The sequence below is a fragment of the Sinomonas notoginsengisoli genome, from assembly GCF_021554725.1.
In the GTDB taxonomy this organism is placed as follows: domain Bacteria; phylum Actinomycetota; class Actinomycetes; order Actinomycetales; family Micrococcaceae; genus Sinomonas; species Sinomonas notoginsengisoli.
Window position 1 is genome coordinate 81,873 of record NZ_JAIZDP010000009.1, and the last position, 16,940, is coordinate 98,812.

At 69.3% G+C, this 16,940-nt stretch carries 12 protein-coding genes; 8 read left to right on the forward strand and 4 right to left on the reverse strand.

The genetic code is table 11. The annotated features are described in order from the left end of the window. Window positions 1-3: 3 nt before the first annotated feature. A complete protein-coding gene (pta, locus tag LF262_RS13835) occupies window positions 4-2,085 on the reverse strand; it encodes a phosphate acetyltransferase (RefSeq protein WP_235780981.1) in 2,082 nt (693 codons plus the stop codon). Between the two features lie 180 nt (window positions 2,086-2,265). On the opposite strand from pta, the gene LF262_RS13840 reads away from it, so the two are divergent. The 6 genes from LF262_RS13840 (at window position 2,266) to LF262_RS13865 (ending at window position 8,981) form a co-directional block, all read left to right on the forward strand. Continuing rightward, window positions 2,266-2,727, forward strand: coding sequence for a hotdog fold thioesterase (locus LF262_RS13840; protein ID WP_235780982.1), 462 nt, complete (start codon window positions 2,266-2,268; stop codon window positions 2,725-2,727). 183 nt (window positions 2,728-2,910) lie between these two features. After that, window positions 2,911-4,182 carry a phenylacetate--CoA ligase PaaK gene (gene paaK, locus LF262_RS13845; protein WP_235781009.1) on the forward strand — a complete coding sequence of 424 codons (1,272 nt, stop codon included), beginning with the start codon at window positions 2,911-2,913 and terminating at the stop codon, window positions 4,180-4,182. 105 nt (window positions 4,183-4,287) lie between these two features. After that, window positions 4,288-4,932 carry a TetR/AcrR family transcriptional regulator gene (locus LF262_RS13850; protein WP_235780983.1) on the forward strand — a complete coding sequence of 215 codons (645 nt, stop codon included), beginning with the start codon at window positions 4,288-4,290 and terminating at the stop codon, window positions 4,930-4,932. A 105-nt stretch (window positions 4,933-5,037) separates the two neighbouring features. Next, window positions 5,038-6,810: a phospholipase C gene (locus LF262_RS13855; RefSeq protein ID WP_235780984.1), complete on the forward strand. Its 1,773-nt coding sequence runs from the start codon at window positions 5,038-5,040 to the stop codon at window positions 6,808-6,810. Window positions 6,811-6,886: 76 nt separating this feature from the next. Further along, window positions 6,887-7,699: a DUF427 domain-containing protein gene (locus tag LF262_RS13860; protein ID WP_235780985.1), complete on the forward strand. Its 813-nt coding sequence runs from the start codon at window positions 6,887-6,889 to the stop codon at window positions 7,697-7,699. A gap of 154 nt (window positions 7,700-7,853) precedes the next feature. Further along, entirely contained in the window at window positions 7,854-8,981 is a 1,128-nt protein-coding gene (locus tag LF262_RS13865) for a PQQ-dependent sugar dehydrogenase (protein WP_235780986.1), read from the forward strand. 113 nt (window positions 8,982-9,094) lie between these two features. Here LF262_RS13865 and LF262_RS13870 read toward each other — a convergent pair whose 3' ends face one another. The 3 genes from LF262_RS13870 to LF262_RS13880 are packed head-to-tail and all read right to left on the reverse strand — an operon-like array spanning window position 9,095 to window position 13,171. Further along, the gene (locus tag LF262_RS13870) at window positions 9,095-10,288 is read right to left on the reverse strand and encodes a mannitol-1-phosphate 5-dehydrogenase (RefSeq protein ID WP_235780987.1); all 1,194 of its coding nucleotides are present in this window, start codon (window positions 10,286-10,288) and stop codon (window positions 9,095-9,097) included. After that, a complete protein-coding gene (locus tag LF262_RS13875; RefSeq protein WP_235780988.1) occupies window positions 10,285-12,264 on the reverse strand; it encodes a PTS mannitol transporter subunit IICBA in 1,980 nt (659 codons plus the stop codon). The genes LF262_RS13870 and LF262_RS13875 overlap by 4 nt, the downstream gene beginning before the upstream one ends. Window positions 12,265-12,316: 52 nt before the next feature. Beyond that, window positions 12,317-13,171 carry a TetR/AcrR family transcriptional regulator gene (locus tag LF262_RS13880; protein WP_235780989.1) on the reverse strand — a complete coding sequence of 285 codons (855 nt, stop codon included), beginning with the start codon at window positions 13,169-13,171 and terminating at the stop codon, window positions 12,317-12,319. A gap of 168 nt (window positions 13,172-13,339) precedes the next feature. Here LF262_RS13880 and LF262_RS13885 point away from each other — a divergent pair, with 168 nt between their 5' ends. Together LF262_RS13885 and LF262_RS13890 are read left to right on the forward strand one after the other, a co-directional pair. Beyond that, window positions 13,340-14,410, forward strand: a complete 1,071-nt coding sequence (locus LF262_RS13885) for a lactonase family protein (protein WP_235780990.1) — start codon at window positions 13,340-13,342, stop codon at window positions 14,408-14,410. A gap of 29 nt (window positions 14,411-14,439) precedes the next feature. Next, window positions 14,440-16,932, forward strand: coding sequence for an HAD-IC family P-type ATPase (locus tag LF262_RS13890; RefSeq protein ID WP_235780991.1), 2,493 nt, complete (start codon window positions 14,440-14,442; stop codon window positions 16,930-16,932). The last annotated feature ends 8 nt before the right edge of the window (window positions 16,933-16,940 follow it).

A 16,940-nucleotide genomic window follows, 5' to 3' on the forward strand; every position in this document is an offset into this window, starting at 1 on the left:
CTCCTAGGAGAGGGCGGTGGACTGCGCTTGGATCGCCGTGATCGCAACGGTGTTCACGATGTCCTCGACGGTGCACCCGCGCGAGAGGTCGTTGACCGGCTTGTTCAGCCCCTGCAGGACCGGCCCGACGGCGACGGCGCCCGAGGACTGCTGGACCGCCTTGTAGGTGTTGTTGCCTGTGTTGAGGTCGGGGAAGATGAACACGGTCGCCTGTCCGGCAACATGAGAGCCCGGCAGTTTGGATGCCGCGATCGAGGCATCCACGGCGGCGTCGTACTGGATGGGCCCCTCGACCGCGAGATCGGGGCGCCGCTCGCGCACGAGCTCAGTGGCGCGGCGCACCTCGTCTACGGCCTCCCCCGATCCCGACCCTCCGGTCGAATAGGAGAGCATCGCCACCCTCGGCTCGACCCCGAACTGCGCAGCCGTCTCGGCCGAGGCGAGCGCAATGTCCGCGAGCTGCTCGTCGTTGGGGTCGGGGTTGACGGCGCAGTCCCCGTAGACAAGCACGCGGTCCGCCATGAGCATGAGGAACACCGAGGAGACGATCTTGACCCCTGGCTTCGTCTTGACGAACTCGAGGGCCGGCCGGATGGTGTGCGCCGTGGTGTGCGCGGCGCCGGAGACCATGCCGTCCACGATCCCGAGCTGGACCATCATGGTGCCGAAGTAGCTCACGTCGAGCATCACTTCGAGAGCCTTGGCCAGGTCGACTCCCCGGTGGGCGCGCAGGCGCGCGTACTCCTCGGCGAACTTCTGGCGCAGGTCGGACACCGCGGGGTCGACCACGTCGATTCCGTCCAAGGAGATGCCGCTCGCCGCGGCGAACTCGCGGACCTGGCTCTCGCTGCCCAGCAGCGTCAGGTCGCACACGTCGCGCCGGTGGAGGATCTCGGCTGCCCGCAGGATGCGGGTGTCCGTCCCCTCGGGCAGCACGATCCGCTTGCGCTGGGCGCGGGCCCGTCCGATGAGCTCGTGGAGGAACCGCAGCGGGGTCATGGTGTCCGGGCGGGGCAGGTTGAGCCGCTCGATGAGCTCGTCGTCGTCCACGCAGCGCGCCCAGGCGCCCAGGGCGGAGGCAACCTTGCGGCGGTGGCCCGTCCAGATCTCGCTGCGCACCTCGGAAACCGCGCGGGCCGCGTGGTACGTGTCGTCGTCGTAGGCGAACACAGGGAATGGCGCCTGCGCGAGGAGCGGCAGGACGTGGGGGTCCGGGGGCAGGGCGCCCGTGAGCACCATGGCCGCCGGCACCGGGAACTCCGGGGAGAACGTCGAGGCGAGCGCCCCGACCATGACGTCGGCCCGGTCGCCGGGCACAATCACGAGGTCGCCATTCTCGAGGGCGCCGATGAAGTTCGCGACGCTCATCGCGGCGACCTTGACGCCGCTCACCTCTCGCTCCATGTCCGCATTCCCGGCGATCTGCCGCAGCCGCAGCGCGCCGGAGACCTCGCCCGTGGTCGGACGCGAGATCTCCCCGAGCTCCGGCAGGACGTACACGGGCCTGTGGGACAGGCCTGGTCGGATGGCGGCCTTGATCTCGTCCATCTGTTCAGGGTCGGCGCGGTTGACCGTCATAACGAGCAGGCTGCAGTGCGCGGCGTAGAGCTCCTTGCGGGCCACATCCACGGCGTCCGCGATCTCCTCGGGGGTGTGGTCACGCCCGCTCACGACGGCGAGCAGCGGGCACCCGAGGTCGTTCGAGAGGCGGGCGTTGAGCGCGAACTCGACGGCAGAGTCCTGACCGGTCAGATCGGTTCCCTCGACGACGACGATGTCCACGCGCGCGGCGATCTCGGCGAACGCCTCGACGCACCGTGCGTCGATCTCCTCGCGCTGCCCGTCGGCGAGGAGCCGCCGCACCTCGCGCGCGCTGAGGCCGCCGCGGCACACGGCCGGGTCGAGGGCGAAGCGGGAGCGCATGAGGGACACCATGGGATCCTCGTCGGGGACCTCGCCCATCACGACGGGCTTGAAGAAGCCGATCTTGCCGGTCCTCGCGTGCAGGGCCTCGGCGACGCCGAGGGCAACGAGCGATTTCCCCGAACCCGGGGTCGTCGCGCTGACGTAGATGCCTCGTGACATGTGCGCTCCTGCTGGGTGAGTGCTGCTCGCCCCAGTCTGTCAGGTGGACGCGGGCCGGGATGCCAACATCGCCGCCGTGGAGCCGCGATCACCCTCACTGGGCCCTGTGCTCCTTGACACACCGGCACCCGATGGGATTACCTAATGAACATTCGGTAAAAAATTGCGAGAGGTGTCCCTATGAGCGAAGTTGCTCCCGCCCACACGCTTGCCCACCCGATCCTCACGGACGACTATGCGACGGAGTGGATGGGCCTGCGGGTCCTCGAGCTCGGTGACGGAACCGCCACGGTCACCACGACCCTGCGCCGCGAGATGCTGAACGGCTTCGGGATCGCCCACGGCGGGATGCTCTTCGCCATAGCGGACTCCGCCTTCGCCCTCGCGTGCAATCCGCACAGCCCGGCTGAGGACCACAACACCATCACCGTCGCCGCCGGCGTGGACGTGAACTTCCTCGCCCCTGCCCACGAGGGCGAGGTCATCACGGCCGTCGCCGCGCGCCGCGCGCAGGCCGGCCGCAGCGGCATCTACGACGTCCAGGTGTTCTCCACCCCCGCAGGCAGCGCGCACAGTGACGAGACGCCTGGCCGCCTCGTCGCCGAGTTCCGCGGCCGCTCCCGGACCGTCCCCCAGCGCTAGTCCCGCCGAAGGCAAGGCACAGCGCACGACGCCGCCCGCTCGCCGTCGTGCGCACCCCGCCTCGGCTCCCGCCCCACCACCCGCCCCGCCTCCCCTGACAACGAAGTGAGCACTGCAGTGACCCAGACCGCATCCGCCCCAGAAACCTCGTTCGGCCCCGCCGTCCTCGACGCCGAGGAGACGATGAGCCGCGACGAGATCGAGGCCCTCCAGCTGACGCGCCTTCAGGAGACCGTCAAGTACGCCTACGAGCGCGTGCCGCACTACACGCGCAAGTTCGACGACGCCGGCGTGCGCCCCGAGGACCTCAAGGAGCTCGACGACCTCGGCAAGTTCCCGTACACCACCAAGGAGGACCTCCGCGAGGAGTACCCCTTCAGCATGTTCGCGGTCCCGATGAACCAGGTCACGCGCATCCACGCGTCCTCGGGCACCACCGGCCGCCCCACCGTGGTGGGCTACACGAAGCAGGACCTCGACAACTGGGCGACCCTCGTGGCGCGCTGCCTCCGCGCCTCCGGCCTCCGCCCGGGGATGAAGGTGCACAACGCCTACGGCTACGGCCTGTTCACCGGCGGCCTCGGCGCCCACTCCGGCATCGAGAAGCTTGGTGCCACCGTCATCCCGATGTCCGGTGGGCAGACCGAGAAGCAGATCCAGCTCATCGGGGACTTCGCCCCCGATGCCATCCTCTGCACGCCGACCTACCTGCTCACGATCGGCGACGCGATGATCCACAAGGGCATCGACCCGCGCAAGACCTCGCTCAAGTACGCCGTCCTCGGCGCTGAGCCGTGGACCAATGAGATGCGGGCCGAGCTCGAGGAGATGTTCGACATCAAGGCCTCGGACATCTACGGCCTCTCCGAGGTCATGGGTCCCGGCGTGGCCGGCGAGTCCGTCGAGACGCAGGACGGCTCGCACATCTGGGAGGACCACTTCCGCCCGGAGATCGTTGACCCGTTCGACCTCGCCAAGACGAAGTCCGACGGCGAGACCGGCGAGCTCGTCTTCACCTCGCTCACCAAGCAGGCCCTGCCGATCATCCGCTACCGCACCAAGGACCTCTCCACCCTGCTCCCGGGCACCGCCCGCCCCGGCCACCGCCGCATGGGCCGGATCTCAGGGCGCACGGATGACATGATCATTCTGCGCGGGGTGAACATGTTCCCGTCCCAGATCGAGGAGATCGCGCTGCGCATCCCCGAGCTGAGCCCGCACTTCCAGCTCGTCCTCACCCGCCCTGCCGGCCAGCGCATGGATTCGCTCACCGTCAAGATCGAGCCGCGCGACGGCACGACGCCGGAGCAGCGCCAGGCCGCCGCGGCGAACCTCAAGCACGCGATCAAAGTCAACGTCGGGTCCTCCTGCGCGATCGAGGTCGTCGAGCCCGGCTCGCTCGAGCGCTCCAACGGCAAGCTCCGCCGCATCTTCGACCTCCGCGAGCAGCACTGACGGCCCGCGCCTGACCATCCGGATCGGGGCCGCCGGTTCGCCGGCGGCCCTTCCATTCCGGGACACCTGCCCGGCCCACCCGCCCATCTCCCTAGACTGGACCCCATGCCCTCAGCTCCCGCCACCGCCTCCGCCCAGACCGGCGCATCCAACGGCCATGCCCCCGGGAGGCGAGGACGGCCGGGATACGACCAGCAGACCGTGCTCAACGTCGCCGTCGAGGTCTTCAATCGGCACGGCTATGACGCGACGAGCATGGGCATTCTGGCCGAGAACCTCGGCATCTCGAAGTCGGCGATCTACCACCACGTGCCCTCGAAGGAGGACCTCCTGGCCCTCGCGCTCGAGCAGGCCCTCGGCGGGCTCGAGTCCGTGTGGGAGGCCCCGGAGTCCCAGAGCGGCACAGCGGAAGACCGGCTCGAGTTCGTGGTCCGTTCCACGGTAGGCGTCCTGACCGACCGGCTCCCCTTCGTCACGCTCCTCCTGCGGCTTCGCGGCAACACCGAGACAGAGCGTGCGGCGCTGGAGCGGCGGCGCAGCTTCGACCGGAAGGTCGCCGAGCTCATCGCCGAGGCCCGCGCCGATGGCACCGTCCGCACCGACATCGACCCGCGCACCGTCTCGCGCCTGCTGTTCGGCACGATCAACTCGATCGTCGAGTGGTACCGGCCAGGCGGGGCCCTGACTCCCGAGAAGCTCGCGGACGACGTGGTCGCCGTCCTCTTCGACGGGCTCCACACGCGAAGCTAGCTGCTTCCGCCAGCGCCGGAGCGCGCTCTCAGATGAATACTTGCTGAACTGATCGACAACTCGTGAACTTCGGGCAGAACAGGCCGATTCCGGGGTCTAGGGTCGGTGCGGGGAAACACTCGCATCCTCGGGGTCACCATCAACCTCGAGAAAGCACAACAGCCAATGTCGAAGTTCAGCATCCGCGCCGCCGCGGCCACGAGTGCCCTCGGGCTCGCGGCAGCGACGGCTGGAGGTGTCGTCGCAGCCCTGCCCGCGCAGGCCGCGTCGTCCACTGCCACACCCATCAAGCATGTCGTCGTCATCTTCGGCGAGAACGTCTCGTTCGACCACTACTTCGCGACCTACCCGAACGCCGCCAACATCCCTGGCGAGAAGGTCCAAGGACCAAACGGCGGTCCGGCGTCACCCTTCACTGCCGCGCCCGACACGCCCAAGAAGATCAACACGCTGCAGAACGCCAACCTGCTCGCGCCGAACAACCCGAATTCGGTCCAGCCGACCCGGCTCACGCCCGGCCAGGCCGTCACGTGCGACATGGACCACGACTACCAGCCCGAGCAGCTCGCCTACAACGGCGGCCGCATGGACAAGTTCGTCGAGTACACGAGCGTCGACTCGTGCGGCAAGCCGGGCGACCCCCGCTACCAGGCCAAGGGCCTGACCATGGACTACTACGACGGCAACACCGTCACCGGGATCTGGAACTACGCCCAGCACTTCGCGATGAGCGACAACAGCTTCAGCGACACGTTCGGCCCGTCCACTCCGGGCGCCCTAAACCTCGTGTCGGGCCAGACACACGGCGTCACGAGCATCGATGCCCTCACTGGCAAGCCGACGGCAACTCCGGACCCCGGCGTCGTCGAATCCCCGAACGCTGCCGGCGTCGGCACCGTCACGGAAGACCCGGACCCGGCCTACGACGACTGCTCTGACAACAGCCGCAACGGCAAGCCCAAGGCCCTCGCCGCAATGCAGGGCAAGAACGTCGGCGACCTCCTCAACGAGAAGAACGTCTCGTGGGGCTGGTTCCAGGGCGGCTTCACGCCGAACGGCATGAAGAACATCGGCGGCACCGAGTACGCGCAGTGCACCACGGCACACGCGAACATCGTCGGCGGGTCCCGGATCGACTACAACCCGCACCACGAGCCGTTCCAGTACTACGCCTCGACGTCGAACCCGCACCACCTCGCGCCGGCCTCCGACGCCGAGATCGGTCACAACGGCAAGGCGAACCACCAGTACGATTTGACGTCCTTCGACAAGGTCGTGGACTCGGACAACATGCCGGCCGTCTCCTTCCTCAAGGCCCCGAACTACCAGGACGGCCACGCGTCCTACTCCGATCCGATCGACGAGCAGAAGTTCGTGGTCGAGCAGATCAACGCGATCCAGAAGTCCAAGAACTGGGAGTCGACCGCGATCGTCCTCGCGTACGACGATTCAGACGGCTGGTACGACCACGTCGCGACGAAGGTCCTCAACGCCTCCAACGACAAGGACAACGACGCCTCCTGGTGCATGGACGCCGCCAAGGCCGGCACCCCCATCCTCGGCGGCTATGCCGACCGTTGCGGCCCGGGGCCGCGCCAGCCGCTGCTCGTGATCTCCCCGTTCGCAAAGAGCAACTTCGTGGACCACACGGTCACCCAGCAGTCCTCAATCCTGAAGTTCATCGAGGACAACTGGAGCCTGGGCCGCCTCGGCGACGGCTCGTTCGATTCGATCGCCGGGTCCCTAGGGAACATGTTCAACTTCAACAGCGACGACGAGGGCAACGAGCGCCGGCTCATCCTCGATCCGGGCACGGGCCAAGTCGTTGGCGATGCTCAGGGCGACGAGGGCCAGGATGGCGAGGGTCAGGAGGGCTGATCCTGCCGGACAAGCTCGGCAGTCCTAGGCCGGCCCGATAGTTGCGGAGGCGATGGCCACGGGGCAGTCTGTTCCCGTGGCCATCAGGATCTCCCACGAGCTCAAACGGCTCCTCCCCCAGCTGCGCTACGAGCCCACCCCCAAGCGGCTGCGCGCGCGCCTCGGCGACGTCCTCGTGCTCGACTCGCGCCGCGCCGTCGTGCTCTGGGAGCCCGAGCGGTTCCTCCCCGTGCACGCGGTGCCAGAGGATGACGTGGTGGTGCGCCTCGAGCCCGCCGGTGCTGAACCAGGCCCGACCCCGCACCACCCTGGCCCTCCCAGCTCGCCGTACCCCTTCTCCCCGCATACGGCCGACGGCGAGCCGCTCACCATCGTCGTGGAGGGCACCGAGGTGCCGAATGCCGCCTTCAGGCTGGCGGATTCAGATCTGGCCGGCTACGTGGCGTTCGACACGGACGCGTTCGAATGGACCGAGGAGGACGAGCCCGTGATCGGACATCCCCGGGATCCGTACAGCCGGATCGACATCCGGGCGACTGGCGAGCACATCCGCGTCACACTGGACGGCGTGGTGCTCGCCGACTCCACCGAGGCCGTGCGGCTGTTCGAAGGGCGCCTCCCGCCGCGCGCGTACTTCCGCCGCGAGGACGTGAAGTTCGAGCGGCTGGCCCCGGATCCTCTGCAGACCATCTGCCCCTACAAGGGCATTGCCTCGTACTGGACCGCGCCGGGGCTCGGCGACGGGCGACCGGTCGCCTGGAGCTACGCCGCTGAGGAGAGCGTCCCGGAGATGGCGCAGATCCACGGGCGGATCGCCTTCTTCGATGAGCGCGTGGACGTCGAGGCCGACGGTGCGGCCGTTCCGCGGCCGCGCACCGCATGGGCCTGAGGATTCTGCTGTGGGGCGGAAGGCCTGCTGCGGCAACGAGTTGTCATCATCTTGGCGTGCTCGCGCGTCCGGCCTATAGTCGAAGACGTGACCTGCATCTCAATGGCGCGATGCAGGTTTTTCTCTGCCTGTCTCCAGTCAGGCATGTAAGAGCATGCCCCCGCTCCTCCCCCGGCGCTCCTTCCTCGCCTTGGCGATGGCGGGCACGACGGCGGGTGCGGCGGCCGCCCTGGCCGGCTGTACGGCGTCGTCCGCTCCCCCCGACGCGACTGCGCCATCCTCGGTGAGCGGTGCCTCCGGCGGCCCCGGCTCGGGACCGCGAGTAGTGGCAACGGTGGCCGAGGAACTCGACACACCATGGTCGATCGCGTTACTGCCGGGCGGCTCCGCGCTCGTGTCCGAACGGGGTACCGGGCGGATTGTCGAGGTGGCGGCGGGCGGCGGTGCGCCGCGCGAGGCGGGCCGGGTCAGCGTCCGCACCAACACGAGCGAGGGCGGGCTCCTGGGCCTCGAGCTTTCCCCACGGTTCGCGGAAGACTCGACGGTCTTCGCCTACTACACCGCCTCCGGTGGGAACCGGGTCGTCTCACTGCGGTGGGACGGGCGGAATCTCGGCGGCGAGCGCGTGCTCGTCGACGGGATCGCCGCCGCCGCGATCCACAACGGCGGCCGGATCAAGGTCGGGCCGGACGGCCTGCTGTACATCGGCACGGGGGACGCCACCCGCCAGTCCTCCGCTCAGGATCGCGGGAGCCTGAACGGCAAGGTACTCCGCGTGGCGCCCGACGGCGCGGCCGCCCCCGGGAATCCGTTCGGCACGCGTGTCTACACCTTGGGGCACCGCAACGTGCAGGGGCTCGCGTGGGACTCCGGGGGCCGGCTGTGGGCGAGCGAGCTTGGGCCCGACCGGGACGACGAGCTGAACCTCCTCACGGCAGGATCGCAGTACGGCTGGCCGGATGTGACCGGGACTCGGAGCGCCAACGGAAGCGTCCCCGCGGTTCATGTGTGGCCCTCGACGGCGGACGCGTCACCGAGCGCCCTCGCGATCGCAGACGACGTCGCGTACGTCGCCTGCCTGCGCGGTGAGCGCCTCTGGCGGGTTCCGTTGCCCGCGCCCGGCGCACCCGTGCCGGCAGGCGGGACGCTGCCAGGGGCGGGGGAGTTCTTCCGCAGCCAGTATGGGCGGCTCCGCGACGTAGTCCGGGTGCCCGGGAAGCGCGAGCTGTGGATCGCGACGAACGAGGGCGCGAACTCGCGCATCCTCGCCGTCGCGATCTGACACGGCGCCCCGTTGAGGGGTCACTTCCCAATGGTCATTGTCAGGACAATGCCTCCTCAAGCGTTCGGATGTGACTCCTCAACGCCGGGAAGTGACCCCTCAACGACGGCAAGTCAGTCCGGCTGGGCCGCCCGCGCATCCTTCACCAGGGCAACCACCGCATCGTGCAGGGGGTGCTCCGGGGGAAGGCCCGTGAGCTCCTCAGCCAGGGCCTCGTCCGTCGAGTCGCCGCCCAGCATCGCCTGGAGGCGGGCTGCTTCCTCGTCCTCGGCTGCGTCGAAGGCGAGGGCCGCGCCCATCGCGTTCAGCAGTGCGCTGGCGGGCATGCCGCGCTCCGCGAGCTCGGCGGCGGGGCCCACAAACCGTTCGTGACGCGACAGCTTGCGCAGGGGGGCGCGGCCCACGCGGACCACCGTGTCCGGCAGCTCGGGATTGGCGAAGCGGCCGAGGATCTTCTCGACATACGCCTGCTGCTGCTCGGGCGCGAACCCGTACTTGGCGACGAGAAGCGCCTTGGTCTCTGCGAGGACCGCCTCGACCTTCGCGCGGACCTCGGGCATCGCGAGCGCGTCGGAGATCTTCTCCGCCCCTGCCCTGTGCCCGAAGTACGCGGCGGAGGCATGGCCCGTGTTGACCGTGAAGAGCTTGCGCTCGATGTACGGCCCGAGCGAGTCCACCCAGGTGACCCCCGGGATCTCCGGGACGTCGTCGCCGAACGGCTCCTGCTCGATGGCCCACTCGAAGTACGGTTCGACCCTCACATCGAGTCCCGCACCCGGATCCTGCGCCGGCACGATCCGGTCCACCGCCGTGTTGGCGAAGACAGCGCGAGCGTCCACGCCGCCGTCGTCCAGCCCCTCCCCCCTGGCCGCGGCGCGCACCTCGGCCTCGAGGATGTCCGTGGCGTTGATCGCGTTCTCGCAGGCCATGACGGCGAGCGGCGCCGCGCCAGCCGGGCGCGCGGTGATGCCGCGGGCAATAGCCGGGGCCACGAACTTGAGGATGGTCGGCCCGACGGCCGTGGTCACGATGTCCGCCTCGGCGATCCGGTCGACGAGTTCGGCCTCGTTCGTCGCGGAGTTGACCCCGGCGTAGCCGTCCACGGTATGGTCAACCCCGCCTCGGCCCACCTCGTGCACGGTGTAGGACGGCGTCGCGTTGATCGCGTCGATGAGCGGTGCGGCGACGTCGGCGAACACGAGCCGGTACCCGGCGCTATGCAGGAGCAGGCCCACGAACCCCCGGCCGATGTTGCCGGCCCCGAAGTGGACCGCGCTCTTGGACGGGGCGGCGGGCGCGGTACTCACGCGTTGACCTTTCCGAGGATGTCCAGGACCTCGTCAACGCTTGCCGCCGACTCGAGGCGGGACACCTGCTCCTTGTCGCCGAAGACCTTGGCGATCTTGGCCAGGATGCCGAGATGCTCCTTGCCCTTACCCGCGATCCCGACGACGAACTTGACGGGCTTGCCGTTCCAGTCGATCGGCTCGTGATAGCGGGCGAACGTCACAGCGGAGGCAGCGATGTGATCCTTGGCGTCGTTCGTCCCGTGCGGGATCGCGAGGAAGTTGCCCATGTACGTGGAGACGGACTTCTCGCGCTCGTGCATCGAGGCGACATACTCGCCGTCGACCGCGCCAGCCGCTCTCAGGAGCCGGCCCGCCTCGTCGATGGCGCTGCCCATGTCCGACGCGCCGCCGGTCAGGAGCACCGATTCGCGCCGCAGCACGTCCGGCGTCTCCTCGTGGGGCTGCGGCACCGGCGCGCGGGAGACCGCGGCCTCCGACTCGGAGCCCTCGGACGCCTCCTGCTCGTCGAGGAGGGCGACGATCTCGTCGTACTTCGGGCTGCCCATGAAGTTGTCCACCGTGACGATCTGCGCGCTCGGGGTCTTCTGCTCCGCGCGCAGGGCGAGGTCCTGGTGGACCACCACCATGTCGTACGTGTCCGTGAGGTTCGCGATGGAGGCATTGGTGACCTTGACGTCGCCGTGCCCCGCGGCCTTGATCTTGTTGCGCAGCACGGAGGCGCCCATCGCAGAGGAGCCCATGCCGGCGTCGCAGGCAAAGACGATGTTCTTGATGTCGGTGGCCAATGCGACGCCACCACCGGCGCCTCCTGCGCCCAGGACGCTCGAGGCCATGGACTTCCTGCCCTTCATGCCCTCCATCTGCGCCGTGGCGGCCGTGAGATCGCCCTCCCCCTTGTCCTTCGACGAGCGCAGGATGACCGAGGCGATGACGAACGAGACGGCACAGGCAAGGATCACGGCCAAGATCACGCCGATGTAGCTGTCACGCGACGTCTGGGCCAGCACGGCAATGATGGAGCCAGGGGCCGACGGGGCCACGAGGCCCGAGTGCGTGAGCGCAAGGGTCGCAATGCCGGTCATGCCCCCGCCGATCGTGGCGAGGATGAGGATCGGCTTCATGAGCACGTACGGGAAGTAGATCTCGTGGATGCCGCCGATGAAGTGGATGAGGGCAGCGCCGGGCGCCGAGGCCTTGGCGGCTCCGCGGCCGAAGAACATGTAGGCGAGGAGCACGCCGAGGCCAGGACCCGGGTTGGCCTCGAGGAGGAACAGGATCGACTTTCCCTGCTCGAGGGACTGCTGCGTGCCGAGCGGGGTGAGAACGCCGTGGTTGATGGCGTTGTTGAGGAAGAGGACCTTCGCCGGCTCGATGAGCAGCGACGTCAGCGGGAGGAGGCCGTTGTCGACGAGGAACTCCACAGCCTTACCGGCTCGTTCGCTGCCGGCCGCGACCACGGGCGCGATGCCATAGAACCCGACGAGGGCCAGGAGAGCGCCCCAGATGCCGGCCGAGAAGTTGTTGACGAGCATCTCGAAGCCGGGCTTGATCTTCCCGTCCCAGATCGCGTCGATCTTCTTCATGGTCCAGCCGCCGAGCGGTCCCATGATCATGGCGCCGATGAACATCGGGATGCCGGCACCGAGTATGACGCCCATGGTGCCGATGGCGCCGACCACGCCGCCGCGGACGTCGTAGACCATCCTGCCGCCGGTGTAGGCGATGAGCAGCGGCAGGAGGTAGGTGATCATCGGGCCGACGAGGCCCACGTACGGCTTGCCGTCGGGCCCGGTGCCGAAGCCGCCGAGTTCGGGGACCGGAATGAAGCCCTTCTCGATGAAGAGCGCGGTGATGAGGCCCCAGGCGATGAAGGCGCCGATGTTGGGCATGATCATGCCCGAGAGGAACGTGCCGAACTTCTGCACCCCGGCCCGGGCCGTGTGCAGTCGCGACGGCGCTGCTGTGGTCGACATGGTGGATCCTGCTTTCATTTCAGGAGGCAGCACGCGGCTGCTGGGATCGGGGTCAGCCCGTCTGGTCTACCTCGCGAGGGCGGCCCGCGGGTGCTGCGGGCGCCGTCGAGAGGCGGTGGAGCCATTCCAGGAAGAGCTTCATCTCGGTGCCGGACAGCTGGTCCGGGTGCGAGGACTGGAGCGTGGCGTTGAGGGCGATGGCGGCAGCCACATAACTGGGCTGCCCGTCCCCTCCGGCCGGCGCTCCGGCGCGGGGCGAATCAACAAGGGTTGGGTCGGTGAGCACGGAACGCAGCACCGCATCCCTGGTCTGGACGGAGAGGGCGGACGCCACGAGCGATTCGGCAGTGTCTGGCTCCGAGGCCGCACCTTCTGTGGCGTCCGCGATGAGCATGAGCGTCACGCCGATGTTGGAGGCGAGGACCGCCCTGGCCGCCGCCACGGGCGGCACCGCAAGCTGGCCGGCTGCGGCCAGGCGGCTGAGCTCATCCTCGAGGAGCCGCTCGGCCTCGACCACGACGGCGGGCCGCCGGCTGGGTGCTGCGTTGCCGAACATGAGCATGTACAGCTGGGCGTTGGCCACGCCGAAGTGGACGTGGATGTCCCAGAGCCGCTTGACGTCCTCGATCGGGACCTCAGAGCGCTCCATGCTGCCCTCGCTCCTGATGAACTCCTCGAAGCCGCGCGCTACAACGGCCTCCATGAGCCCGTCCTTATCGCCGAAGTGGTGGTAGAGGGTGGGCGCCGTGACGCCCGCGCGCTCGGTGACCTGGCGTGTTGACACGGGCGCGCCGCCGGAAGCCGCCACGAGGTCGATGGCCGCTTGGAGGAGACGTTCCTTCGGAGATGAAGCGGTCGCTCCTATCCCCTCGGCCTCACCTGCGAGGCCTGCCGCCTTGTCGCGCATGGCCGCTAGCGTAACGGATATAGCAACGCTATACAAGACTGGAAAGTGACCCGCGCCACGCGCAGGCGGGGAGGCACTGCTAGCGTAGGCCCATCGTTCTCCGAGTGCCGGCGCACGGCCCGGGAGCAAGCCCAGCCGCGGGCAGCGGAGCGAGACCGAGGAGTGACCATGGCCCAGACGTTCGTCTTCATCGCATGTGCCGGTGGCGGGACCGTGGACACCCTGGGCCTCGATCCCTCGACGGGCCACATCACGCCCCTCTCCCGGGTGGAGGGCCTGCCGAGGGTCACCGCCCTCACCCTCGATCCCGCCGGCACCCTCTATGCGGGGGTCAACGGGGACCCGCGCCGCACCGTGCCGCTCGCCCTGGACAGCGCCACCGGCCGGGCCACCCCCGGTCCGGCACGGGACGTCCCCGCGAGGACCTGCTTCCTCTCCCTCGGTCCCGACCGCCGGGCGCTCTACAGCGCCTCCTATCACGAGGGGCTCATGGTGGGATACCAGGTCCCGGGAGAAGGCCGCGCGGAAGCAGAGGGAGGCCCGGTGACGGAGTACCGCTCCGGTCCCAACACCCACTCCGCGGTGCCGAGCCCCGACGGCCGCTTCGTGTACACCGCCTCTCTCGGCGCGGACCGCATCTCGTGGTTCCCCATCCATGAAGACCACGCCGGGAACGGCGCCGTCGTGCATCCCGCCGGCCACGTGGAGGCGGCCCCCGGCTCGGGCCCGCGCTTCCTGCGCCACACGGCGGACGGCCGACGCGTGTACGTGAGCCACGAGCGCACAGGAAATGTGGACGTGTACACCCGTGACGCGGAGACAGGTGGCCTCACGCTGCTGCAGCGGATCTCCTCGGTCGAGGGCCTGGGCCTCGTTCCCGGCCCCGTCCGCTCGCCAAGCACCCCCGACCCGGGGCCGGGGGTCATCTGGTGCGCGGACATCCGGCTCACTCCCGATGAGAAGTTCCTGTATGTCACAGAACGCTCCACGAGCACCATTGCCGCGTTCGCCCTCGCGCCCGACGGCCGCCTCACATACCTCCGCCGCTCCGAGACTGAGGCCCAGCCGCGCATCATCGCCGTGGACCCCTCCGGCCGCTGGCTGCTCGCGGCGGGCGAGCGCTCCAACCATGTCACGGTCTACGCCATCGGTCCCGACGGCGAACTCGATCCCGTGAGCCGGGCCGCGACCGCCGCAGATCCCCTCTGGATCGAGTGCTGGAGGCCTTCGCCAGCCTGACCGCCCACCCGGCCCAGTACTGTTGAAGCATGGGTGATGTGGGGACCGCCGTCGAGACATCCGACGCCGAGCGCGGCCTGACCGCCGCCGAGGTCGCCGAACGCGTCGCCGACGGCCGCACCAACGACATCCCACCGCGGGCGAGCCGCAGCACGTGGGAGATCGTCCGCTCGAACGTCTTCACCCGCATCAACGCGATCTTCGCCGTCCTCGCGGTGATCATCTTCTCCACGGGCCATTTCCTCGATGGCCTGTTCGCGGGCCTGATCGTGGCCAACTCGATCGTCGGCATCGTCCAGGAGATCCGTGCGAAGCGGACGCTGGACAAGCTGGCCATTGTCGGCCAGGCCCGCCCGCAGGTGCTCCGGGACGGGCGCGCCGCCAGCATCGCGCCGGATGAGATTGTGCTCGACGACGTGATCGAGCTCGGCCCCGGCGACCAGGCGGTCGTCGACGGCGAGGTCCTCTCCGGTGACGGCCTGGAGCTCGATGAGTCCCTGCTCACGGGCGAGGCCGACCCCATTCCGAAGACTCCCGGCAGCCCCGTCCTCTCCGGCTCCTACGTCTCCTCCGGCACGGGCCTGTACCGGGCCACCAAGGTGGGACGCGAGGCCTACGCCGCGCAGCTCGAGGCCGAGGCCAGCAAGTTCACGCTCGTGAACTCGGAGCTGCGCAACGGCATCAACATCATCCTGAAGGTCATCACGTGGCTGCTCGTCCCAGCAGGCATCCTCTCCGTCTACAACCAGCTCAGCGGCAGCCAGGCACTCCCCGACGCGCTGCGCGGCATGGTCGCTGCCCTCGTGCCGATGGTCCCCGAGGGCCTGATCCTCATGACCACAATCGCGTTTGCGGTGGGTGTGGTGCGGCTGGGCCGGCGCCACTGCCTGGTCAACGAGCTCCCAGCCATCGAAGGCCTGGCCCGCGTCGACGTCGTGTGCGCGGACAAGACCGGCACGCTCACCGAGAACGCGATGGAGCTCGCCGAGGTGCGCGAGCTGACGCACGACGGCGATCCCGGCCTCAAGCGGCGCGGCGCGGCTTCCGCGGGACGAGCCCCGGCGGCGCAGGCACTGGCGGCACTGGCCGCAGCGGACAAACGGCCCAACGCGAGCATGCAGGCCATCCTCGACGTGTTCCCCGACTCCCCCGGGTGGTCCGTCGCGGAGAACCTGCCGTTCTCCTCGGCACGCAAGTACGGCGGGGTCGCGTTCGAGAGCCATGGCGTGTGGCTGCTCGGGGCCCCAGACGTACTGCTGCCGGAGGGGTCTCCCGCCCGAGCCGAGGCCGAGCAGAGCGGTGCGCACGGGCTCCGTGTGCTCCTGCTCGCGAGCGCGGAGTCACTCCCGCTGGCGGCTCCTGGCACCCAAGCCGGCTCTGACAGCCCGGGCCGGCCCGGCGGCGTCGTGCCTCAGGTGCCCCACCTCCGGCCCGCGGCACTGGTGATGCTCGAGCAGAAGGTGCGCGATGATGTGCGCCCCACCCTCGATTACTTCGCGGCGCAGAAGGTCACCGTCAAGGTCATCTCGGGCGACAACGCGGCGTCGGTGGGAGCGGTGGCCGGTGCGCTCGCGATCCCGGGCGCCGGCGATCCCGTGGACGCGCGAACGCTGCCCGAGGACGGCGAGGCGCTCGCGGAGGCGCTTGAGGACCGCACGGTGTTCGGCCGCGTGAGTCCCGCGCAGAAGCGCGGCATGGTGCGGGCGCTGCAGTCGCAGGGGCACACCGTGGCGATGACGGGCGACGGGGTGAACGACGTCCTCGCGCTCAAGGATGCGGACATCGGTGTGGCGATGGGCGCCGGGAGTCCCGCGGCGCGGGCGGTCGCACAGATCGTGCTGCTCGACAACAAGTTCGCCACACTGCCGTACGTGGTCGGCGAGGGACGGCGCGTGATCGGGAACATCGAGCGGGTGGCGAACCTCTTCCTGACCAAGACCGTGTACTCGGTGCTGCTCGCGCTCATGGTGGGCGTGCCGGGGCTCATCGGCCTCGACGCGATCCCGTACCCGTTCCTCCCGCGGCACGTGACGATCACCGGCTGGTTCACGATCGGCCTGCCGGCGTTCATCCTCTCCCTCGCCCCGAACCACGACCGCGCCCGCCCGGGATTCGTGGGGCGCGTCATGCGCATGGCCATCCCGGCGGGGATCGTCATCGCGGTGGCGTGCTTCACGTGCTACCTGCTCGTGCGGCCCTCCGTCGCCGTTGGGGCCAGCACCGAGGTTCAGGCGAGCACCTCGGCCCTCATCACGCTCATCGCGATCGCACTGTGGGTCCTCGCGATCGTGGCCCGCCCCTACGCATGGTGGAAGGTCCTGCTGGTCGCAGTGATGATGGCGGCCTCGTTCGCGATGTTCGCCCTGCCGCTCACGCGCGACGTGTTCCAGCTGGATCCCGGCAACTGGGCGCACACGTGGACGGCACTCGTCATTGCGGGGATCGGAATCGTGCTGGTCGAGCTCGCGTGGTGGATCGACGGGTGGCTGCGGCGCTCCAGGACCCCGGAAATGGTGGGCTGAGCAGGGTC

Coding starts and splice junctions, on each gene's coding strand:
- pta (WP_235780981.1), bottom strand. CDS start 2,085: ATGTCACGAGGCATCTACGTCAGCGCGACGACCCCGGGTTCGGGGAAA.
- LF262_RS13840 (WP_235780982.1), top strand. CDS start 2,266: ATGAGCGAAGTTGCTCCCGCCCACACGCTTGCCCACCCGATCCTCACG.
- paaK (WP_235781009.1), top strand. CDS start 2,911: ATGAGCCGCGACGAGATCGAGGCCCTCCAGCTGACGCGCCTTCAGGAG.
- LF262_RS13850 (WP_235780983.1), top strand. CDS start 4,288: ATGCCCTCAGCTCCCGCCACCGCCTCCGCCCAGACCGGCGCATCCAAC.
- LF262_RS13865 (WP_235780986.1), top strand. CDS start 7,854: ATGCCCCCGCTCCTCCCCCGGCGCTCCTTCCTCGCCTTGGCGATGGCG.
- LF262_RS13875 (WP_235780988.1), bottom strand. CDS start 12,264: ATGTCGACCACAGCAGCGCCGTCGCGACTGCACACGGCCCGGGCCGGG.
- LF262_RS13880 (WP_235780989.1), bottom strand. CDS start 13,171: ATGCGCGACAAGGCGGCAGGCCTCGCAGGTGAGGCCGAGGGGATAGGA.
- LF262_RS13885 (WP_235780990.1), top strand. CDS start 13,340: ATGGCCCAGACGTTCGTCTTCATCGCATGTGCCGGTGGCGGGACCGTG.
- LF262_RS13890 (WP_235780991.1), top strand. CDS start 14,440: ATGGGTGATGTGGGGACCGCCGTCGAGACATCCGACGCCGAGCGCGGC.